A 20,138-nucleotide genomic window follows, 5' to 3' on the forward strand; every position below is an offset into this window, starting at 1 on the left:
CCTTACCTCAATGGAATCCGTCTTTTTTCAGGATCTCAACGTTCAGCTGTTACAAAAGCTTCGTCGTCGTAATAAAGCTCATCGGATAATACTACTGTTCCGGTGATGAGAGGTTTCAACTCCTGTACAGCATACACTCTGTAATAGTCGGAAGTATAGAAGTAAGTATCAGGTGCTCCAACGTTTACGGGCGCCTCGGTAACAACTCTGAAGCCTTGCGTGAGTAAGTCCTCGGCATCGAGATCGTACTCGTGAAAGTCTCTGATGATATCGGTGATTACGAAACCCATTTCTAAAAGGCGCTTCTGTATGGCGTACCATTTTTTCCTACTGCTTTCCAAGTGGGTCAAGCCGAAATAGCCCGTAGAATCTTCTCCGCGAAGCCCTTCTACACATCTTGACAGGAAAAGAGTAATTCCATCAATGGTCTCTACAGGATCTGTGATAAAAACATCGAAAGATCTACGCAGTTCTTCTCTGAAAGGATTTTGCACATCGTAAAGTTCAGCACTTATGTTCTTAAAGCCCAAGCTCTCAGCCTTTTTGTTGATGTATTCAACAAGCCTTTTATCTACTTCCAACACCTTTACTTTTCTTGGAAGACCTGTGATACCAAGAGCTAAGGATGTTAAATCATCATCTCCCACAATTAATATGTCTTTATTTTCTAAATCACCGAAACGATGTATGAGCGTTACACGTCTTATGGTGTCTTCGGTGATCACATAACCTTGGTCATAATCCTTTATCGCTTTGGGACGGTCCTTTGTTATTTCTTGGAACTGTTTTGACCAGTTCTCATAGGGCCCCTTTAAGAGGATCGTCTTTCCATGGCATGCGTCGCAAACAGGTGAAACATAGGGGGACAAGTGTTCCTCGGCGGCAATGGCTATTCCTTTGTCAGTAAGGCTGAAGTGATGATCATGGGTGCTCACAAGTCCTTCGTTTAATAAGTTACTTAGCTCTTCTTCAAATTTCGGTAGACTATCATCCTGAAATCTGATAAGTTCCCAGTAGGACTTATCGCCGGACAACAACGCTCTTATAAGGTTTCTCCTAATTCTGGTCATGGGGTCACCTCCGTCAAAAATAAGTTTCACAAAATCTTATTAACTCAAAACTGTTGCGTTTGAGCAGCCAGAATGGTGCTTATATAGTATAAATTATACATGATGGTCATAAGAGGCGTGGGAATCGACATAGTTTCCATGAGTCGGTTTGAAAAAGTTTATGCAAAACACGGTCAAAGGTTTATTGCTGAGTTTTTTGCTGAAGAAGAACAGTCTATGCCACTAGCTTCTTTAGCAGCTCGCTTTGCTGCCAAGGAAGCCGTTAAAAAGGCACTGAATACTCCAAGCATTCTTTTCAAGAATATTGTAATCGGCTCTCCCGCACGCGAGGCTAAAATAGTCGGCCAAGAAATTCAAGGCAGGGTGTGGGTATCCATAAGCCACGAGAAAGATAATGCCGTAGCCATAGCCATTTGGGAGGCGGATTAATGTGATTCCTCTGGTTGGAAATAACATGAAGAGTATTGAGAGTATTCTTTTCGAGGATTACCAAGTAGAACCTGCTGCGTTAATGGAGGTTGCAGGCAGAAGCGTAGCCGAGCAGGTTGTTAGTCTAGCGAATCCAAAAACAGTGGGCGTGGTAGCTGGCAAAGGTAACAACGGTGGGGATGCGCTTACCTGTGCACGTTTTCTACTGGATAGAGGAATAAACGTTAAGGTGTTCTCTTTAGAGAGTTCTGTTCGCTTGACTTACTTGTTGGATGAAGGAGCTGTGGTTTGCAAAGACATAAAACAGCTGCAGGATTGTGATGTGCTGGTAGACGGTCTGTTTGGCTATGGTTTTAGACCGCCCGCGGGAGAGGCATATGCCACTTTAATCAATGAAATGAATGCTTTGTCACTTCCCGTGGTTAGCATTGACATGCCTTCTGGACTTCCTGCTGAAGGCATGGTGGAAGAACCCATCGTACAGGCGGAACTCACAGTTTTTTTGGGTTTACCGAAGGTTAATGCTGTGACTGGATTGGGTTTAATGAGGAGCGGCAGGTTTGTCTTGGATGGTCTTGGGTATGGTAGGTTCTTAGAAAGCCATGCTGAAAGTTTAGCGTATTCGATTGAATCTACCGATGCAGAAAAAATAATGGCAAGTGGGATAGCGATGCCTTACCATAAAAGAGAGGCAGGACTAGTAAGTGTAGTGGCTGGGTCAGAACATTTTCCTGGAGCAGCTCTTTTAGTAGTAAAAACACTTTTACTAATGGGGGCAGGACTTGTTTATATAAAAAGTGATCAGCACGTGGAAGAGCTTGTTATAAGTGAATTTCCTCAAGTAGTCAGAGGTGATGGACCAGGTGCAAAAGTTATTGGTCCGGGTCTTGAAGATGTATCTTTGGCTTTATCTATGGCTGCCACAGATTTTCCAAAAGTCATTGATGCTGGTGGTTTGCGTTCAGAGGTGCTTGAGCACGCCAAAAATGCAGTGATAACGCCCCACGAAGGTGAGGCTGCGCGTCTTCTCAATACGAGCGTGGAAGAGGTAAGGAGGAATCGATACAATGCAGCGAAACGCCTCTATGAACGATTTGGACACGTAGTTTTGTTAAAAGGCCCGGGAACCATTATCTATGATGGCCAAAGGTGGCTCGTCATCCCCATTAACGAACCAAGGTTAGCTACCGGGGGTACAGGAGACGTTTTATCCGGTCTAATCGGCTTCTTTTTGAGCAGAGGAATGACTTTGGCTGATGCAGCCGTATCGGCTGCTTATTTACATGCAAAGTGTGCTTCGGAGTTTTCTACGGGTTTGAATTTGAATAAGTTCATAGAAAGGATTGCTGAATCCTGGTGGGCCCATTATGACCGTTGACGAAGCTGCTGTTTACATAAGGAACAACGTGGACATAGTAGAAGTAGTTTCACGCTATGTGAGTCTAAAAAAAGTTGGCAGAAACTACTTTGGTTTGTGCCCTTTCCACAGCGAGAAAACGCCTTCATTTAGTGTTAATCCTGGTAAGGGTATTTTTAAGTGCTTTGGCTGTGGGGAAGGTGGTGACGTTATTAAGTTTCTTTCAAAGATTGAGAATGTAAGTTATCGTGAAGCTGTAAAAATGCTTGCTACGGAGGTTGGTATCTCTGTAGACGAGAATTCAGAGACAGAAAAAATTTTGCAAGTTTTGGAAGAGGCACGCAGATTGATGAATGGTGTACTGCTTACCAGAAGTGGGGCTTTGGCACTGAGCTACCTTAGTAACAGAGGAGTGAAGGCGGAAACAATAGGTATCTTTGGTTTGGGATACGACCCCACTCGCGATTTTTTGCAGAAAGCATTGATTAGAAAGGGTTTTACCGCTGATCTAGTGAGAAAAGCTGGGCTTACAAATAGCATCGGTAATGACTTCTTTGGCCGAAGAGTCGTCTTTCCCATTGAGAACCTAAGTAGGAGAACCATCGGATTTGGAGCAAGATCTTTGGATGAGACTAACCCTGTTAAGTACTTAAACACGGGCGAGACGGCAACGTTCAAGAAGTCTCGAGTGCTTTACGGCATTAGTCAAGCTTTGCCTAGCATTGATAAGACCAAGTCTGTGATATTGGTGGAGGGCTATTTCGATGCTGTGGTGCTTAGTCAAGAGGGTTTCTCAAATGTGGTAGCTATTCTGGGTACAACAGTAACGCCCGAGCAGTCTCGTTTGCTCAGCCGCAAAGTTAGGAGGGCTACTTTTCTTCTAGATTCAGACGATGCCGGGATTATGGCCGCTTTGAAGGGCTGTTTTGTTCTGCTGTCGCAAAATATTGAACCCTCTGTGGCTTTGCTGCCAGAGGGAGTGGATCCTGACGAAATGGCATTAAGATCCAGGAACAAACTTAGTGAAATCCTTTCAGCACCTATAAACTTGTTCAAATTTCTGGAACTGTGTGCTGCAAGATACTTCGGTGGCATGCGTTCTCCAGAGTTTTTGGAAGCACTGTCGCAAAACCTGAGGGGTTTAACTACATCGCCGTTACTTGAGATGGCTCTAAATGAGCTTGGAGAGAAGATGGGTTTAGAAACCAAAACCCTTCAGTCTTTTTTGTCTTCTCGGGGAGCCAAATTGGAGCGCAGTGAAGAAGATATATATAACGCTGTGAGTAAGAAAAAACCTGTTGATGTTGAAAGTATTGAGGAACAGATGGCTAAGCTTCTCATAAACACCCCCGAGCTGAGCACCATTCTTGTAGAAGACGAGTATTTTTACCCTTATACGCCCGGACTCAGAGAAGTTCTGGATGCAATAAAGGACTGGGATCCTGAAAGGGATACGGCTGAAAAGTATGTTGAACTGTTTCCACCTTATCTAAGGGACTTAGTGGAAGAATCGATGTCGGAGAATTTTGGTACATATCAGCAAAAGGAGAAAATGCTAAAGGAACTTTTGGGACGCTGGAGGGTTAAAGACCTGGACAATTACATTAACAAACTTAGTTCGCAGCTGGCGGAATCTCATGATGAGGGTTTGCTTGAACAATTGCAGGAGGTTCTTAGTGAACGTGATGAAATAAGCAGGCAGCTACAGGGGTTAGAATAGTATAAGTGCGTTTAAGTGCGCTGTTTTTTGGGTATACCTTTAAAGAGAAGTCCGCTTACAGAGGTGGTGTGTCGAATAATATGGCAAGTAGAGGGAAAAAAGCAAAGAAGGATCTGACTGAAGAGTTAGAAAACCTCTACAACAAAAAATTTGGTTTGATGGAAGAGGATGTCGACCTCCTCATCAATAGTCTGAACCCTGAAGATCTTGATGTGGATGAGATTGACATGTTCCTCGAGGAAAAAGGGATAAGTATTATCCCTGAGGAGCCCAGAATTTATGGGGAAAATGTCTCATATGAACAGGGTCTTCCTGAGGAAGAAGAGCAAGTAAGAGAGCTCATGCAGGTTTACCTGCATGATGTGGGTCAATATGATTTGCTTACTGCTGAGCAAGAACGTATATTGGCCCAGAGAATTGAGAAAAACGATGCTGCAGCACGTGAGGAGCTTATTAAAAGAAACCTGCGTCTGGTAATCTCCATTGCAAAGAAATACACTAATAAGGGTCTTAGTTTTATGGAGCTAATCCAAGAAGGTAACATCGGGCTCATAAAAGCCGTGGAGAAATTTGACTGGCGAAAGGGTTACAAGTTTTCCACTTATGCCACGTGGTGGATCAAACAAGCTATAACTCGTGCTTTAGCTGATCAATCGAGATTGATCAGACGTCCTGTACATATGGTGGAAGCTTACCACCAATTTCAGAAGAAACTAAATGAGCTGTACAATCAGCTGGGTAGGGAACCTACTGTTCAGGAATTAGCCGAAGCTTTGGGCTTCAGTGAGGATAAAGTGCTTGCGCTTAAGCAGATGTCAAATCCGGAGCCGCAGTCACTAGATGCCACCATTGGTGATCAAGATGACAGCAGGGTACAAGATTTTGTACCCGATACGGGTGAAGGAGCAGCCGATAAGTATTTCTGGGAAGAAGAACGTAGGCGCGTTTTGGAGGAAGTCCTCAGCACGCTGAACAAACGTGAAAGAGAGATCATTGAAATGCGATATGGTCTAGTGGATGGTGTGGAACACACTTTGGAAGAGGTTGGAGCAAGCTTCAACATTACTCGTGAAAGGGTGAGACAGATCGAGACTAAAGCATTAAGAAAGCTACGCCATCCTACCAGGATCAGGAAGCTGAGGGAATACTTGGATATTGAGTAATGAAAGAGCGCTTTAAAGTTGAAGCTCCATTTGAGCCCAGTGGTGACCAACCTGAGGCCATAGAGAAACTCTGCGATGGTATAAACAAAGGTTTTAAGTTTCAGACACTGCTCGGAGTAACTGGTTCCGGCAAAACTTTCACCATGGCTAAGATCATCGAAGCTTTAAACTTGCCAACGCTGGTCATTTCGCCAAATAAGACACTGGCAGTGCAGCTTTACTCGGAGTTCAGAGAATTCTTTCCCCATAATGCTGTGGAGCTTTTCATGAGCTACTACGACTACTACAGACCAGAAGCATATATCCCTGAGACTGACACGTATTTGCCTAAAGATGCAGCCATAAACGAAGACATCGATAAGATGCGATTATCTGCTATTTCTTCTTTGCTATCTAGGCGAGATGTGGTAGTAGTGGCTTCTGTTTCCTGCATTTATTCCTTGGAAAATCCTGAAGTGTTTGCAGGTTCCGCTTTCTCCATAACCGAGGGCATGAAAATGAACACGAAGTTTTTTATGAGAAGGCTTTCCCAAATCAGTTATGAAAGAAACGACATCGAACTTCGACCTGGTAATTTTAGATCAAGGGGTTTCAAGGTGGATGTTTTTCCTCCTCATGCGCAGGGCATTATTTCTGTGGTTTTTGATGATGATGTTATCGAAAGTATTTATGAAAGTGACCCGCTGACTGGGGAAAGGATGTTTTCTTATCATTCCTACACATTCTTCCCTTCCAAGTACTTTGTTACCTCGGAACAGCTAATTAGGAATGTGGTAGACCAGGTGATGGTGGAACTGGACAAACAAGTTAGGCAGTTCAAAGAAGAAGGCAAGTACATAGAAGCACAGCGCATTGAAGAACGAACCAAGTACGATATGGAAATGCTGTTATCCACTGGTTATTGTAGTGGTATTGAGAATTATTCACGCTATTTCAGTGGGCGCAGGGAAGGACAGAGACCGTATACCCTGTTGGACTATTTCCGACGCCCTTATCTAATGTTCATTGACGAAAGCCACCTAACCATTCCTCAAATCAGAGCCATGTTCCATGGCGAGATGCAAAGAAAAGAGACACTGGTGCGTTTCGGATTTCGTTTGCCTTCTGCTAAGGATAATCGTCCACTAAATTTCGATGAATTCTTATCTTTGGTTGATAAAGTAATCTTTGTTAGTGCAACGCCAGGCCCCTATGAACTGGAAGTCTCCAAGCAAGTGGTGGAGCAGATTGTCCGTCCCACGGGTCTAGTTGATCCGGAAGTTGTGGTCAAGCCAGCAAAGAATCAAGTGGATGACTTGGTTAGAGAGCTCACTCGGGTAGTACAGCATGGGGAAAGAGCATTAGTCTTGACATTAACTAAACAAATGGCAGAAAAGCTTTCCACATACCTGAGCTCACTGAAATTCAAAGTCAGATACCTGCATTCAGAGATTGATGTCATAGAACGATCACAGGTGTTAAAAGAGCTAAGGACTGGTGTCATTGACATTATAGTTGGTATAAACCTCCTTAGGGAAGGTCTCGATTTGCCTGAAGTTTCTTTAGTAGCAGTTTTAGACGCTGATAAGGAAGGTTTTCTCAGAAGTGAGCGTTCGCTAATACAAATGATTGGTAGAGCTTCAAGAAACGTAAATGGTCGGGTTATTCTATATGCTGACCAACTTACTGACTCACTCAGGTCTGCAGTGGATGAAACAAACAGGCGCAGAGAAAAACAGTTGGCATACAATAAAGAGCACGGTATAACTCCTCAAACAGTGCGTAAGCGTGTTGTGGATTACCTCGATTTCATAAGCGGTGCAGCGTCAGGAAGTCGCATGACAAAAGAAGAGGCAAATGCTATGCTGCTCCAGCTTGAACAAGAGATGTATGAGGCTGCTGAAGCACTAGAATTTGAAAAAGCCATCGTTATCAGGGATAAGATAAAAGAACTCAAACTCGCCTATAAGGTTTAGTAAGAGTAGTCTCCCACATTTAAAAAATCCCAAAGTTCTTTGTTGTTTCGGCATCGTAGTTTGCTACGGCCCTTATTGTAAAGCAATCTTGTAACGTATTTCAATAATGTGGTATAATGTCAACCTGAAATGGTTGACAAGGAAAAAGTAGATCGCTATGTACGGCTTTTAGATCTTTACGGAAAATTACTTGGTAAAACTGAGTATGAGGTAGCTCAAGCTTACCTTTACTACGGACTTTCTGTGATTGAAATCGCTTCGCAAAGAGGAACGTCACGTCAAGCAGTGGCTAAACAATTGGATAGCGCAGTTAGAAAACTAGAGCAAATTGAAGAAAATGTGGGTTTCTTGAGGTTTGTAGATCGTATAGTTGATGAACTACCTGAGTCGGAAAGACAAAGGGTTATGAGAATTTTGGAGGAGAACTGATATGTTTGAGGGTTTGGCAAAAAGAATACAAAACGTGTTCGCTCCTTTTGGTTCAAAGGGTTTACTAAAACAAGAGGACATTGACCAGTTTTTGAAGGACTTGCGATGGCTTCTTATCGAGGCTGATGTTAGTTTACCGGTGGTCAATGAACTTGTAGAGCGACTACGTGAAAAACTAAAACCTCAAACTGGCATCGTTTCGCCTCAGGATTACCTTCTAAAGACTGTTTATGAGGAACTTACTGCTCTTTTAGGGTCTTACAGGCCTTTGAAAGTGAATCCGAGAGGGATTTCACTTTACGTTCTGGCAGGATTGCAAGGATCTGGTAAGACAACTACTGCTGCCAAGTTGGGTTATTTCTTGAAACGTAACGGTAAGTCGGTGGTTTTGGGAGCCGCAGACCCTTATCGCCCTGCCGGAGCAGAGCAGCTACGGGTGTTGGCCAGTGAAAACGGTCTTTATTTTGAGTCGTTTGTGGAAAATGGTAAAGTCGACATTGCGAAGATTCAAAGTTTCATGAAAAAAAGTCTGCACGATGTGCTCATTTTGGACACTGCAGGCCGGCTTCATGTAGAAACGGACATGCTTCAAGAACTGAGTATGATAAACAAACAGCTAAACCCGCAAGAAGTGCTTTTGGTGGTCGACGCCATGCTTGGTCAAGAGGCAGCGAACATTGCTAAATCTTTTAAAGAAGCTGCTCCGGTTAGTGGTGTGATTTTAGCCAAGGCTGACGGTGACGAATTAGGCGGTGCTGCCTTGTCGGTGGCTTATGTTTCTGGGGTTCCCATATTATTTATGGGCACTGGGGAGCATATAAGAGACTTTGAGCCTTTTGATCCGAATGAAACTGCTGCCATGATTTTGGGCATAGGCAACCCGAAGGCTTTCTTAAGAAAGATTATGGATATGCAGCGCGAAATGGAAGAATTAAAACCCGCTGCTAAAGGTAAGGATGAGAAATTCGATATGAACATGCTCCTAGAAGCTTTTGAATCCATTAGCAAGGAATCATTAATAGATTACATGGCTAGAGCCTTGCCTGTGAATGCTAATGTTGATCCGGAGATGCTGGAGCAAGGAAAGAACCGAATAAAGCGTATGAAAGCCATAATTCAATCTATGACTCCTTATGAGAGAAAGCACCCAGAAGTACTCAATGCATCAAGGAAAAGAAGAATAGCTGCTGGTAGTGGGACTACAGTACAAGAGGTTAACTTGTTACTAAAGCAGTATGGAAGCATGAAGAAATTCGCTAAAAACCCCGCTCAGCTCAAGAAAATGCTGAGGGGCGGTCTAATATAAGAGGAGGTGCAACAAGTGGCAGTAAAGATGAGATTACTCCGAGTTGGAGCGAAAGGACAACCTTCTTACCGAGTGGTAGTGGCTGATGAGCGTTCACCACGTGATGGACGTTTCATTGAGATCGTCGGATTCTACAATCCCAGGACAGAACCAGAGACGATTCAGCTCAAGGAAGATCGTGTGAAGTACTGGCTCAGTGTTGGTGTTAAGCCTACCGACTCAGTAAGGATTTTGCTGCGTAAGGCGAACATGCTTAGTTAGGAGAGTGATTTGTTGTGCAAGTAAAAAGGAACGTTGTGGTAAAAGGTATAGTCACACCTTGGCTTAAGGAAGATTTGAAGTCAAAGGCTAATGCGTTAATTAAACAGACAGAGATTGAGATGCAGACACTGGAGCGCCAGCTTAGACAGTTATCAGTAATGGTACCTGGACAAAACGATGCTCAAAAGAACCTCGTACGACAGCAACTTCAGATGGAACTGAACGATAGAGAGACATTGGTGAGGCAGTTAAGATCTGATATGGCCAACATTGACAAGCTGGAAGATGGCGAAGAAGTTGTATATGCAGTTTTAGAAGGCTATGTTGACCTACAGCCTGGAGACAGGTTTGAAGAGAAAGTGAACAAAGCCGAAATAGTTATCAAAGACGGAGAAGTCGTTGAACTTAGAAATGCCTAAGGATAGAATCTGTTTGGGCCGGTTTGGCAAAGTTTTCGGTCTCAAGGGTGAGATTTACTTCAACCTTTACGGTTCCGAAGATATTCTTCGTACTACTGATGAGTTCTACTTGGAAAACGGTACCTTACTAAAGGTTGAAAGGCTGGGAGTGGGCCCTGATGGAAGGTTCGTGGTCAAACTACTTGGCTATGATACACCGGAGTCGGTGGAAACGTTTGTTAATCAAAAAGTTTATGTAAAAGGTCGTTCTGGCAAAGGTGACACATACACTACAAGCGAGCTTTTGGAAATGGACGTGATTGTCAATGGGCAAGTAGTAGGCAGGGTTCTGGACCTTCAGGGAACGGACGAGGCTCCTTTCTTGCTACTGGATATAAACGGTGAGCTACGGCGTGCTCCCTTTACCAGAGAGGCTTTGAGCATCGATCGGGTTAAGAAAACAATAACTGTTTCCAGCGAGGGTTTCCTGGTATGAAAAGGTTCGCAGTGGTAACATTGTTTCCTGACGCCATAGATTGTTGGCTCCAAGCTAGCGTAGTAGGTAGGGCCCGGGGTCGAGCATTTGATGTGCTTTATGTTAATCCGCGAGACTTTGCCAAGGACAGATATCGCTCAGTAGACGATTATATGTTCGGTGGCGGACCCGGTATGCTGATGAGGTATGACGTCCTAAAACCAGCCTTAGATCATGCAAAGATCTTGGTACAAAATCCGTTGGTTTTGGCGTTGAGCGCTGGAGGTAAGGTTCTTAACCAAGAGATGTGCACAATACTAAGCTCTTATGAAGGTGACATAGTGCTGCTTTGTGGCCATTATGAAGGTATGGACGATCGCATATTTGACCATGTGGATTTAGAGGTTTCTGTGGGTGATTATGTGCTAAGTGGGGGAGAACTAGGAGCAGCTGTGATCATGGAAACAGTCATTCGACTGCTACCCGGGTTTGTTGAAAAAAGTGACAATGTGAGAAAAGAAAGCTTTACCAATAATCTTTTGGAAGAACCTCAGTTTACTAGACCTAGGGAGTACGAAGGAAAAGAAGTGCCAGAGGTGCTCCTTAGCGGACATCACCAGCGTATTGAGCTTTGGAAGAAAGAGCAGCGAATTAAGAGAACTTTGGTGCAAAGACCAGATTTGCTGACATCTGCCAAACTGGAGCCCATGGATTTACAGATTCTTAGGCGTGTACTAACTGATATGGAAAAGGTGAAGAGGGCGATATTTGGTGAACAGTCCAACTAACGTGAACAGTTTATCTATTGCTTTGATGCACTATCCCATGTATGACAGGGAATACAAGATTGTCACAACGTCTGTGACTAATTTGGATATTCACGATATCGCTAGACTAAGCAGGACATACAACCTTTCTGATTTTTGGGTTGTTACCCCTGTGAAAGCCCAGCAGGAGCTTGTTAAACGTATTATTCAATATTGGGCGTCAGATGAAGGTAGAATTTACAACCCTCACCGGCATGAGGCGTTGTCTTTGGTACGTGTTGTGGACGACATCGAATCAGTGGTTAAGTGCCTTGAGGAGCGTGAGGGTAAGGTCCCTAAGCTTGTGGCCACCGACGCTAGACCATATCCCAATATGGTAAACTATGATTTTGTTAGGGATCTGGTAAGAGCTAGAGAACCTGTGGTCCTGGTTTTGGGAACAGGTCATGGAATTGCGTACGAGATGATCAGGAAAATGGATTATTTCCTTGCGCCCATAAGACCAAACGGAGATTTCAATCACCTATCCGTTAGATCAGCGGCGTCAATTTTGGTGGATAGGATCATTGGAGATAGCTTTTAAGCAAGGAGGGTAAAGAAATGGATATCATCAGAAGAATCGAACAAACTATGATGAGGGAGGATGTACCCCCAGTTGAAGTTGGAGACACGGTAAGAGTTAAGTGGAGATTCACAGAAAGAGACAGGAGTGGAGAGGATAAGAGCCGCGTCCAAGCATATGAAGGTATCGTCATTGCTAAGAAAGGTACCGGTATAAGCGAATCCATTGTGGTAAGGAAGATTTCTTCAGGTGTTGGTGTGGAAAAGACCTTCCCTCTTCACAGTCCCAACTTGGTGGATTTAGAAGTGGTTACTCGCGGAAAAGTAAGGCGTGCAAAACTCTACTACTTGCGTGAAAAGAAGCACTTAGTTGTAAAGAAGAAGAGTAGATTCTAAGTATGTCTAGGAAGGTTGTAAACGAGCTTTTCCAATGGCTCGTGGCTCTGGTATTGGCTGCAGCCATCGTTATTCCCATAAGGGTATATGTGCTGCAGCCATACCGGGTTTACATGACATCTATGGTTCCGACGTTGGAGCCCGGAGACATTGTGATCGGTTTGAAGAGCACTATTGTTGGTAACGGCATAGAGCGCGGGGACATCGTCATAGTAGGTGGTGCTTTTAGCAATGGTGAACTTTATGTGAAACGTGTCATAGGGCTTCCTGGCGAAACCATTTCCATAAACGATGGTGAAGTTTACATAAATGGTCAAAAACTTGAAGAACCGTGGTTACCTGCAGATGAAGGATTTAACTCTTCCGGTGAACTGTCTGAGGTTAAACTAGGAGAGAATCAGTATTTCGTTTTAGGAGATAACAGATTCGCTAGTCGGGATAGCAGGTCATTCGGTCCTGTGACAAAACAGGACATAAAGGCAAAAGTTGTTTTACGTATTTTTCCTCTTGATAAGATTAGGAGCTTCTAATGAGACCTTATCCCAGTTGGGAACTGGAGAAGGGCCTTTTTGGAAAACCGGTGGTGGGCGTAGATGAGGTGGGCAGAGGTGCCGTAGCAGGTCCTCTGTTAGTCTGTGCTGTTCGGTTCCATAGTTCTCCTGAGGTTAAATGGCGTGATTCAAAGCAGATGAGCCCTTTACAGCGAAAGTCAGTGTTTGCAAACATCGTTGAGAGCAGCTGTTTTGGCATTGGACTTGCCGCCCCTTGGGATATTGACCGGTTTGGAATAAGTTTCTGCCTTAAGCAAGCCGCTGAAGAGGCGCTTGCTGAAATTCCGCTTGACGATGCCATTGTTGTCTTTGATGGGAAAAGACCGTTGACGACTGAGGTTCCTGATTATCAATGTATGGTGAAAGGCGACGTTTTATTGCCCTCTGTGGCTGCTGCGAGCGTTGTTGCCAAGGTTATCCGCGATGAACTCATGGTGTGTTTGGACTCCCTGTTACCAGGGTATGAGTTTTCAGCACATAAAGGGTATGGGACTAAAACACATTTAGAAGCCATTAGGTGTTTTGGCATTACAGCCCAGCACAGACGTTCTTTTCTGAGGAGAGTGCTTGAGCAGGCACTTTTCTGAAGACCGTGTAGCATCTTTTTTGGTTTCACAGAAATACCGCATATTGGATCAAAATGTGGTATTCCCTACTGGTGAGATTGACATTGTAGCGTTAAAGGGTAGAACACTGGTCTTTGTTGAAGTTCGCTACCGAAAGAACTTTGACGCTGCAGAAACAGTTGACTCAAGAAAGTTAGAAAGAATTATGCAATGTGCTTATTTATATACTGGTGGCGAGCAGAGTTACAGGATCGATGTTTTCGCTTGCGGTCCCCAAGGTTGCCATTGGTACAAAGGGGTGAGGCTTGATGGATGTTGTGAAAGTGTGGAGTGGGTTAACCTTTGGTGACCGTTTTGTTCCCGTTGAAATTCAAATAACCTACGGTGCTGGGCTTCCTGCTTTTCACATGGTAGGTATGGTCTCTGAAAGCGTTGAAGAATCAAAAGAGCGTGTCCGTTACGCATTGAAGTCTGTTGGAAAATCCATACCACAAGGAAGAGTTATGGTTGCTTTTTTGCCCAGCGAAGTAACAAAAAGTGGTGCACACTTTGATTTAGCACTTTTGTATGGTTTTTTAAAAGGTAGTTCCGAACGTTTGATCGTTGGAGAAGTGGCGTTGGATGGTACAGTTAGAGCAACAGCGCAAAGTGTTCGCGTTATTGCTGCTGCTTACAATAGTGGTATAAAGCAGTTCATATGCCCACGCCTTACTTGTGAAGTACTTAAGCTGATGCCTGATGGTGATTTTTTCATGGTAGAGCATGTTGCTCAACTTCTTAACGGCGAGTCATCAAATCCCATTGAAGACAATTCAAATGCGCATATCCAAAACAGACTTGGGCTAAACGATGTGAAGGGATCTGGCATAAAGCGTGTTGCCATGATAGCGGCTGCTGGTTGGCACCATGTTCTGCTGATGGGGAACCCCGGAGTGGGGAAAAGCATGGTCGCTGAACGGATGGTTGGAATCATGCCTGCTATGAATAACTCGGAAAAACTTGATCTGTTGTCAAGCACGGGAGCCTTACCTGAGCATCGACCTGCACGCTTTACCAGCTGGAACAGCACGCCTGCTGGGTTCTTTGGATCAGCGAAAGGTACACCTGGTGAAGTTACTTACGCTCACCGAGGCGTACTCATCATGGATGAATTCCCACAGTACCGAAAAGACATTTTAGAGGGCTTGAGAACGGTTTTGGATTCCCGAACGGTACTGGCTTCTTATGGAAGCCAACGTCTTACTTGGCCAGCCGATTTTCTCTTGGTTGCAACGTCTAACCCATGTCCTTGCGGTTATTTGGGGCATCCCAAGAAGGTTTGTAAAGATTCTCCTGCAAGTGTTACCAGGTATTTAGGGCGCCTCAGCGGACCTGTGGCTGATCGTATTGACCTGCATTACTGGGTCAAAGCTGATGAGCCCAACGAAGACATGACCATGGTAGAGGAAAGAATACAAAAAGTATGGAGTATTCAAAAGGAGCGTTGGGAGTCAGAAGGTTTCGTTCATGCTGGTCACATTACGGGTGAACGAGTGGATGAACTTATTGAAATAAGCAGTTCTGTTAGGAAACTATTGGACGATTCAGTGGAAAAAGCAGGGCTTTCACGTAGAGAAAGGCACAAGATTCTGCGACTAAGTAGAACCATAGCAGACTTGCAAGGGGATCGTGACATAGGTATTAACCACCTTACTGAAGCCATTTCTTATCGTCAGGTAATTCCATGGCTTAGGAGCCTTGTTCCGTGACCACTGAAAGCCGTGTGCTAAAACCCGATGATCACATCTTCTGTGGAAGGCTCGTGCAGCAAGGGTTAGAGCGTCCCGTGTATGTTAGAGGCAACTCCATTCCTCCTCTTGAAAAAACTGTTGGTATAGTGGGGACTAGGCATGCTTCAAGCTACGGCTTAAGAGTGGCTTATGAGCTAGGTAAGTACTACGCGAGCGAAGGGTATGTTGTTGTTAGCGGGCTCGCCTACGGCATTGACCAGAAAGCCCACGAAGGTGCTTTGGAAAGAGGAACCACAGTTGGTGTGTTGGGGCATGGACTTGATTTTCACTATCCCAAATCCACGCTTTTGCTAAGGAAAAGAATAGAAGAGAAAGGCTTCGTTATTACTTGGTACAAACCTGACCAAGGGCCTAGAAAGGCATTCTTTAGAGAAAGAAATTGGCTAATAGCCGCTCTAAGCGACTTTATCGTAGTTGTGGAAGCGCCTGCAAAGAGTGGAGCTTTGATTACTGCAAGTTTTGCTCTGCAGATGGGTAAGGAGGTTAAAGCGGTACCTGGCGATATAGATAGGGATAGCGCTATGGGCAGCAACATGCTAATCTTCGATGGAGCAGAGCCCATACTGGCTATTCCCAAGGACACTGATCAACAATTCAGGTCCTGTAGAACTGTTCAAGATTTAGTTGCAACCGTAGGAAGCTTGGTGGAGGCAGGTCAACTCTTGGCAAAGTGGCAGTCCACTGGCAAAGTCATACTTGAGGGAGAAACCATACACTGGATTTCATGATATCCATTTAGGACTGGCAGTTTTGGGGAACAAAGCTAATTCTTGTTAACCTCATTCCAGGTAGTGTCTTGTAGAATATTATTATGGATGTTTGGGTTATCGGTGGCGGGCTGGCAGGCTCTGAGGCGGCCTTAACATTAGCCGACTTAGGCTTTCCAGTTACCCTTTTTGAAATGCGCCCCGCTGTTATGACTCCGGCTCACAAAACATCTAAATTGGCTGAATTGGTGTGTAGTAATTCCTTAGGGTCATTATCTACAGACAATGCGAAAGGTGAACTTCTCTTTGAGCTGAAAGTACTGGGATCATCTTTGGTTAATCTCGCATTTGAAGCCCAGATAGGCGGTGATAAGGCTCTGGTGGTGGATCGGGAGCTGTTCTCTACGCTAGTAGAGGATGCAGTGCGGAGCCATCGGAATATTACTGTTGTACGCGCGGAGATAACCGAAATTCCTAAGGACGTACCCTGCATAATTGCCCCTGGGCCTTTAATAAAGGGAGATCTTTTGCATTTTTTAGAGGAACGCGAAGGCAGATGCGAGGCTCAATATTACGATGCCACTAGTCCTAGCATTCTTTCTGAAACCATTGACATGGATTACGCTTTTTGGGGAAATAGGTTTGGAGAAGGCAGTGACTACCTAAACGTGCCATTGTCCAAAGAGGAATACTATTGGTTTGTTGAGCAGCTTCTGAATGCCCGCGAAGCTCACAGACATGATTTTGACAAGCCCGATGCGTTTTTCGAGCGGTGCCTGCCTGTTGAGGAAATAGCACGAAGAGGTAAGGAAAGTTTGGCTTTTGGTCCCATGCGCCCAACAGGGTTAGCCATTCCAGAAAAGTTCCGTGATGTGCATGCAGTTATCCAGTTACGGAAGGAAAACGCTTCTGGGACCATTCTGAACATGGTAGGGTTTCAGACAGGAATTTCTCACACAGAGCAAATAAGCATCTTCAAGCAGTTACCTGCATTTAAGAATGCAGTTTTTGTTAGGTTAGGGCAAATTCATCAAAACAGATTCTTACCTGGAGTAGTAAACAAGTTTTTCCAGAGCAGGACAAACAGACTTTGGTTTTATGCAGGTCAGTTTACTGGAACTGAAGGGTATCTGGAAGCAATCGCAGGAGGACTTTGGGCTGGCATTAACGTGGCTCGCTTGCTCGGAGGTGAGAAGTTGATACCTTTACCAGAGGAGTCCATGCTTGGTGGGCTGGTTACCTATATTGAACAATCTTTACCCGAAGTCAAACAGCCAATGGGGGTGAACTGGGGACTTGTCCCGCCGGTTGAAGGAAAGAAAAGTGAGAGAAAACAAAAACGTGTTGACCGTGCAAGGATAGCTATCGAATATGCAGCTAGAGAATTGGGCAGAGTTACTTAATCAATTCTTAAATACTTTAGAAGCGTCAGGATATTCCGAGCACACGCTGAAAGCGTATTACGTGGATTTGAAGCAGTATTTCATGTTTACCACAAGTTTGGATCAGAAGACTGTGGACGATTACTTGATGCATTTGTCAAGAAAAGGCATGGCACCCACATCACTAAATCGATTTTTATCTTCACTTAGAAAATTCTGCAGTTTCCTAAAAAAGCAAGGTTACGAAATGCCAATCATGGAGCTTAGCGGTTTTAAGACAGGACTTAAAGTCCCGCGGGTTGTTTTAAGGGACGACATCTCAAAGCTTTTGGAGTTACCAGAGAATACTCCCATTGAACTCAGGGATAAAGCCTTAGTGTGGTTTTTGCTGGGTACGGGTACCAGAATAAGTGAGGCGCTCTCGCTAAAAGTGGAGGACATAGATTTTAGGACAGCCAGTTGTCAAGTGTTGGGAAAGGGTAATAAAAAACGTACTGTTTACATTCCCTCAAAGGCGTTAAAATTGCTTAAAAGGTATATCGAAGTTTTTAATTTGACGGAGGGTCCACTTTTCTTGAATATGCAAGGACAGGGATTGACAGACAGAGGCGCCAGATACATCTTGCATAAAATTAGTAAAAAATATGGCTTGCGTGATTTGGTGCACCCTCACACACTTAGGCACACGTTTGCTACCAATCTACTTGAAGAAGGCGCAAACCTTAGAGAAATACAGGAGCTTTTGGGACACAGCAGTCTTCGTTCTACTCAGATTTACACGCATGTTTCACCCGTAATGGTCAAAGAAGCTATTGAGGCCATGCGAAAGGAGGCCAAAAACAAACCATGAATGTGTGTTTCAGAAATGTTTGGTATCCTGATTACGAAAACAAAACTCTAGTACGTGGAACGTTTTATGTGGATGGACAAAGGATAACATTTAAAGAACCAGAACACATAGATGCCATGTTTGCAGACACCCTGGTTACACCAGGGTTTTTTAATGCTCACAGTCATGTTGCCATGAGCTTGTTTAGAGGCATTGGTGATGATGTTGACTTAGACCGATGGCTTAATGAGTACATATGGCCACTTGAGGCAAGGTTGAACGATGATTACGTTTATTGGTCCTCAATGCTTGCTTGCATGGAACTTGTGCGCAGCGGAGCTACCACATTTCTTGACATGTACTTTTGGGAAAAAGCTACCCTGGAGGCAGCTGAAAAGGTGGGAATCAGACCCATTTTCACCCCCGGCATCATCGAAAGGCCTGGATGGGAAAAAGCTCTGCAGCGGACAGAGGAATTAAGGGATTTAGGCGCCTTAGTGGGAGTAGGACCGCATGCGCTTTATACGGTTTCTATGAACATTTTGCCTGATGTGGTAAAATTCGCAGAGGAAAACGACTTATTCATACACATGCATCTTATGGAAACAGCTTCTGAAGAGGCATACATACATAACGTTTTAGGCGAAGAGTATCTTTATCGGCTAGAAGACATTGGTTTTTTCGAAGTGCCTGTGGTTTTTGCGCATGGGGTTCACTTTTCAGAGAAAGATTTGTCTTTCTTGGGGACCAAGAATGTTGTTGTGGCTCATTGCCCTCAAAGTAACATGAAACTCTCTTCTGGATTATTTCGCTGGGATTTGGCTAGAGATAGCGGAGTGCCTGTGGGCATAGGCACGGACGGTGCGGCTTCTAATAACAACTTGGATTACATAGAGGAAATGAGAACAGCAGTTCTTTTAGCGCGAGGCGTCTCAGGAAAACCTGATGTACTGTCCCCCATGGATGTTCTCGAGGCTGCTACTTCTGTACCGGCTAGGCGGCTTGGACTGGAATTAGGCGAAATAAGGGATGGCTACCTTGCAGATCTGGTTGTCTGGGACGTGGAGGATTTATCTATGGTCCCTGCAGATGACCCACAGGATTGGATATCTCACGTAGTGTATTCAGCTGGAACTCAAGCAGTAAGCGATGTTTTTGTCCAAGGGCGTTGGGTGGTGCGCAATAAGTCGTTCGTGGGTGTCAACCCATCAGAAGTCGTGGAAGAAGTGAGTAAAAGACGTCGTGCAATAAGAAAGGAGGACTTAATACGGTGAAGATTGGAGTCATCGGAGGTTCTGGTATCTATCAAATTGAAGGGGTTCCTTCAACAGAAATTAGTGTGAATACGGAATACGGTGAAGTAAAGGTGTTCTTAGCACAGGTTGATGATAGGGAAGTATATTTTCTCCCTCGACATGGCTTGGGTCATTCAGTTCCACCGCATTTGGTGAATTACAGAGCTAATATTCGTGCTCTTCAAGGTCTTGGAGCTCAAAGAATCATAGCTACGAATGCTGTGGGTAGTTTGAACCCTGAAATAAAACCAGGAACAGTGGTGCTGGTTGACCAGTTCCTAGATTTTACAAAAGGGAGAAAATCCACTTTCTTCGAGGAAGGAAAAGTGGTGCACACCGATATGACTAACCCTTATTGTCCTGAAATGATAGAAGTGGCCTCAAAGATTACTACTCCTTTTCCACTTCGGAAAGGAGGGGTTATGGTGGTAACTGAAGGGCCACGATTTGAGACCGCGGCTGAGGTTAAAGCTTTTGCTATGCTGGGTGGCGATGTGGTTGGTATGACTTCTGTGCCTGAGGTAGTGCTCTCTAGGGAAGCTGGAATGTGCTATTTGTCTTTGGCCATTGTAAGCAACTTTGCTGCAGGCTTACAAGAACAAGTAAGCCATGAAGAAGTTCTAAACATAATGGACAAGCTCAACAATCAGGTGCAAATGTTCATACTGGACCTCATAAAGGCCATGCCAGAGGAAAAACATTGCACATGCCCCCGCGGGGCGTAACGTTTT

23 protein-coding genes are annotated in these 20,138 nt (G+C 44.4%); 22 read left to right on the forward strand and 1 reads right to left on the reverse strand.

The features are described 5' to 3' along the window. Positions 1–35 precede the first annotated feature (35 nt). Positions 36–1,070: a bis-aminopropyl spermidine synthase family protein gene (locus COPRO5265_RS03210; protein WP_012543473.1), complete on the reverse strand. Its 1,035-nt coding sequence runs from the start codon at positions 1,068–1,070 to the stop codon at positions 36–38. A gap of 99 nt (positions 1,071–1,169) precedes the next feature. Here COPRO5265_RS03210 and COPRO5265_RS03215 point away from each other — a divergent pair, with 99 nt between their 5' ends. From COPRO5265_RS03215 to COPRO5265_RS03320, 22 genes are all read left to right on the forward strand, one after another. After that, positions 1,170–1,499: a holo-ACP synthase gene (locus COPRO5265_RS03215; protein WP_236608243.1), complete on the forward strand. Its 330-nt coding sequence runs from the start codon at positions 1,170–1,172 to the stop codon at positions 1,497–1,499. A gap of 1 nt (position 1,500) precedes the next feature. Continuing rightward, entirely contained in the window at positions 1,501–2,877 is a 1,377-nt protein-coding gene (locus COPRO5265_RS03220; protein WP_143708095.1) for an NAD(P)H-hydrate epimerase, read from the forward strand. Further along, the gene (gene dnaG / locus COPRO5265_RS03225; RefSeq protein WP_012544423.1) at positions 2,867–4,576 is read left to right on the forward strand and encodes a DNA primase; all 1,710 of its coding nucleotides are present in this window, start codon (positions 2,867–2,869) and stop codon (positions 4,574–4,576) included. The genes COPRO5265_RS03220 and dnaG overlap by 11 nt, the downstream gene beginning before the upstream one ends. Positions 4,577–4,656: 80 nt before the next feature. Beyond that, positions 4,657–5,739 carry a sigma-70 family RNA polymerase sigma factor gene (locus COPRO5265_RS03230; RefSeq protein WP_012543716.1) on the forward strand — a complete coding sequence of 361 codons (1,083 nt, stop codon included), beginning with the start codon at positions 4,657–4,659 and terminating at the stop codon, positions 5,737–5,739. Beyond that, a complete protein-coding gene (gene uvrB / locus COPRO5265_RS03235) occupies positions 5,739–7,694 on the forward strand; it encodes an excinuclease ABC subunit UvrB (RefSeq protein ID WP_012543725.1) in 1,956 nt (651 codons plus the stop codon). Before COPRO5265_RS03230 ends, uvrB begins: the two co-directional genes overlap by 1 nt. 129 nt (positions 7,695–7,823) lie before the next feature. Next, positions 7,824–8,123, forward strand: a complete 300-nt coding sequence (locus COPRO5265_RS03240) for a hypothetical protein (RefSeq protein WP_012544638.1) — start codon at positions 7,824–7,826, stop codon at positions 8,121–8,123. 1 nt (position 8,124) lies between these two features. After that, positions 8,125–9,429: a signal recognition particle protein gene (locus COPRO5265_RS03245; RefSeq protein ID WP_012544172.1), complete on the forward strand. Its 1,305-nt coding sequence runs from the start codon at positions 8,125–8,127 to the stop codon at positions 9,427–9,429. 15 nt (positions 9,430–9,444) lie between these two features. Beyond that, the gene (rpsP, locus tag COPRO5265_RS03250) at positions 9,445–9,690 is read left to right on the forward strand and encodes a 30S ribosomal protein S16 (protein ID WP_012543895.1); all 246 of its coding nucleotides are present in this window, start codon (positions 9,445–9,447) and stop codon (positions 9,688–9,690) included. A gap of 14 nt (positions 9,691–9,704) precedes the next feature. Then, on the forward strand, positions 9,705–10,109 hold the full coding sequence (locus COPRO5265_RS03255; RefSeq protein WP_012544687.1) for a YlqD family protein: 405 nt from the start codon (positions 9,705–9,707) through the stop codon (positions 10,107–10,109). Further along, positions 10,102–10,584, forward strand: a complete 483-nt coding sequence (locus COPRO5265_RS03260; RefSeq protein ID WP_012543667.1) for a ribosome maturation factor RimM — start codon at positions 10,102–10,104, stop codon at positions 10,582–10,584. The genes COPRO5265_RS03255 and COPRO5265_RS03260 overlap by 8 nt, the downstream gene beginning before the upstream one ends. Further along, on the forward strand, positions 10,581–11,351 hold the full coding sequence (gene trmD / locus COPRO5265_RS03265) for a tRNA (guanosine(37)-N1)-methyltransferase TrmD (RefSeq protein WP_012544436.1): 771 nt from the start codon (positions 10,581–10,583) through the stop codon (positions 11,349–11,351). The genes COPRO5265_RS03260 and trmD overlap by 4 nt, the downstream gene beginning before the upstream one ends. Next, the gene (locus COPRO5265_RS03270; RefSeq protein WP_012544457.1) at positions 11,335–11,913 is read left to right on the forward strand and encodes an RNA methyltransferase; all 579 of its coding nucleotides are present in this window, start codon (positions 11,335–11,337) and stop codon (positions 11,911–11,913) included. The genes trmD and COPRO5265_RS03270 overlap by 17 nt, the downstream gene beginning before the upstream one ends. 17 nt (positions 11,914–11,930) lie before the next feature. Continuing rightward, positions 11,931–12,287 (forward strand): 50S ribosomal protein L19, encoded by a 357-nt coding sequence (gene rplS / locus COPRO5265_RS03275; protein ID WP_012544556.1) that lies wholly within the window; start codon positions 11,931–11,933, stop codon positions 12,285–12,287. A 2-nt stretch (positions 12,288–12,289) separates the two neighbouring features. Beyond that, positions 12,290–12,817, forward strand: a complete 528-nt coding sequence (gene lepB, locus COPRO5265_RS03280) for a signal peptidase I (protein ID WP_012543580.1) — start codon at positions 12,290–12,292, stop codon at positions 12,815–12,817. Next, positions 12,817–13,425 carry a ribonuclease HII gene (locus tag COPRO5265_RS03285; protein ID WP_012544384.1) on the forward strand — a complete coding sequence of 203 codons (609 nt, stop codon included), beginning with the start codon at positions 12,817–12,819 and terminating at the stop codon, positions 13,423–13,425. Before lepB ends, COPRO5265_RS03285 begins: the two co-directional genes overlap by 1 nt. Continuing rightward, entirely contained in the window at positions 13,406–13,753 is a 348-nt protein-coding gene (locus tag COPRO5265_RS03290) for a YraN family protein (protein WP_012544123.1), read from the forward strand. The genes COPRO5265_RS03285 and COPRO5265_RS03290 overlap by 20 nt, the downstream gene beginning before the upstream one ends. Continuing rightward, positions 13,713–15,152: a YifB family Mg chelatase-like AAA ATPase gene (locus COPRO5265_RS03295; protein WP_041735652.1), complete on the forward strand. Its 1,440-nt coding sequence runs from the start codon at positions 13,713–13,715 to the stop codon at positions 15,150–15,152. Before COPRO5265_RS03290 ends, COPRO5265_RS03295 begins: the two co-directional genes overlap by 41 nt. Continuing rightward, on the forward strand, positions 15,149–15,922 hold the full coding sequence (locus COPRO5265_RS03300) for a DNA-processing protein DprA (protein ID WP_012544810.1): 774 nt from the start codon (positions 15,149–15,151) through the stop codon (positions 15,920–15,922). Before COPRO5265_RS03295 ends, COPRO5265_RS03300 begins: the two co-directional genes overlap by 4 nt. 83 nt (positions 15,923–16,005) lie before the next feature. Further along, on the forward strand, positions 16,006–17,304 hold the full coding sequence (gene trmFO, locus COPRO5265_RS03305) for a methylenetetrahydrofolate--tRNA-(uracil(54)-C(5))-methyltransferase (FADH(2)-oxidizing) TrmFO (protein ID WP_012544137.1): 1,299 nt from the start codon (positions 16,006–16,008) through the stop codon (positions 17,302–17,304). Next, positions 17,273–18,133 carry a tyrosine-type recombinase/integrase gene (locus COPRO5265_RS03310; protein WP_012543721.1) on the forward strand — a complete coding sequence of 287 codons (861 nt, stop codon included), beginning with the start codon at positions 17,273–17,275 and terminating at the stop codon, positions 18,131–18,133. Before trmFO ends, COPRO5265_RS03310 begins: the two co-directional genes overlap by 32 nt. Next, complete coding sequence (locus tag COPRO5265_RS03315) at positions 18,130–19,386, forward strand: amidohydrolase family protein (protein WP_012543965.1); 1,257 nt, start codon at positions 18,130–18,132, stop codon at positions 19,384–19,386. The genes COPRO5265_RS03310 and COPRO5265_RS03315 overlap by 4 nt, the downstream gene beginning before the upstream one ends. Beyond that, on the forward strand, positions 19,383–20,132 hold the full coding sequence (locus tag COPRO5265_RS03320; RefSeq protein WP_012543744.1) for an MTAP family purine nucleoside phosphorylase: 750 nt from the start codon (positions 19,383–19,385) through the stop codon (positions 20,130–20,132). Before COPRO5265_RS03315 ends, COPRO5265_RS03320 begins: the two co-directional genes overlap by 4 nt. Positions 20,133–20,138 lie beyond the last annotated feature (6 nt).

It is taken from the genome of Coprothermobacter proteolyticus DSM 5265 (genome assembly GCF_000020945.1).
Classification (GTDB): Bacteria; Coprothermobacterota; Coprothermobacteria; order Coprothermobacterales; family Coprothermobacteraceae; genus Coprothermobacter; species Coprothermobacter proteolyticus.

Bases quoted from the DNA above. Each gene is read 5' to 3' on its own strand.
- COPRO5265_RS03260 (WP_012543667.1), top strand. From the start codon at position 10,102: ATGCCTAAGGATAGAATCTGTTTGGGCCGGTTTGGCAAAGTTTTCGGT.
- lepB (WP_012543580.1), top strand. From the start codon at position 12,290: ATGTCTAGGAAGGTTGTAAACGAGCTTTTCCAATGGCTCGTGGCTCTG.
- COPRO5265_RS03210 (WP_012543473.1), bottom strand. From the start codon at position 1,070: ATGACCAGAATTAGGAGAAACCTTATAAGAGCGTTGTTGTCCGGCGAT.
- COPRO5265_RS03215 (WP_236608243.1), top strand. From the start codon at position 1,170: ATGATGGTCATAAGAGGCGTGGGAATCGACATAGTTTCCATGAGTCGG.
- dnaG (WP_012544423.1), top strand. From the start codon at position 2,867: ATGACCGTTGACGAAGCTGCTGTTTACATAAGGAACAACGTGGACATA.
- trmD (WP_012544436.1), top strand. From the start codon at position 10,581: ATGAAAAGGTTCGCAGTGGTAACATTGTTTCCTGACGCCATAGATTGT.
- COPRO5265_RS03295 (WP_041735652.1), top strand. From the start codon at position 13,713: ATGGATGTTGTGAAAGTGTGGAGTGGGTTAACCTTTGGTGACCGTTTT.
- trmFO (WP_012544137.1), top strand. From the start codon at position 16,006: ATGGATGTTTGGGTTATCGGTGGCGGGCTGGCAGGCTCTGAGGCGGCC.
- COPRO5265_RS03310 (WP_012543721.1), top strand. From the start codon at position 17,273: ATGCAGCTAGAGAATTGGGCAGAGTTACTTAATCAATTCTTAAATACT.
- uvrB (WP_012543725.1), top strand. From the start codon at position 5,739: ATGAAAGAGCGCTTTAAAGTTGAAGCTCCATTTGAGCCCAGTGGTGAC.
- rplS (WP_012544556.1), top strand. From the start codon at position 11,931: ATGGATATCATCAGAAGAATCGAACAAACTATGATGAGGGAGGATGTA.
- COPRO5265_RS03240 (WP_012544638.1), top strand. From the start codon at position 7,824: ATGGTTGACAAGGAAAAAGTAGATCGCTATGTACGGCTTTTAGATCTT.
- COPRO5265_RS03315 (WP_012543965.1), top strand. From the start codon at position 18,130: ATGAATGTGTGTTTCAGAAATGTTTGGTATCCTGATTACGAAAACAAA.
- COPRO5265_RS03285 (WP_012544384.1), top strand. From the start codon at position 12,817: ATGAGACCTTATCCCAGTTGGGAACTGGAGAAGGGCCTTTTTGGAAAA.
- COPRO5265_RS03245 (WP_012544172.1), top strand. From the start codon at position 8,125: ATGTTTGAGGGTTTGGCAAAAAGAATACAAAACGTGTTCGCTCCTTTT.
- COPRO5265_RS03230 (WP_012543716.1), top strand. From the start codon at position 4,657: ATGGCAAGTAGAGGGAAAAAAGCAAAGAAGGATCTGACTGAAGAGTTA.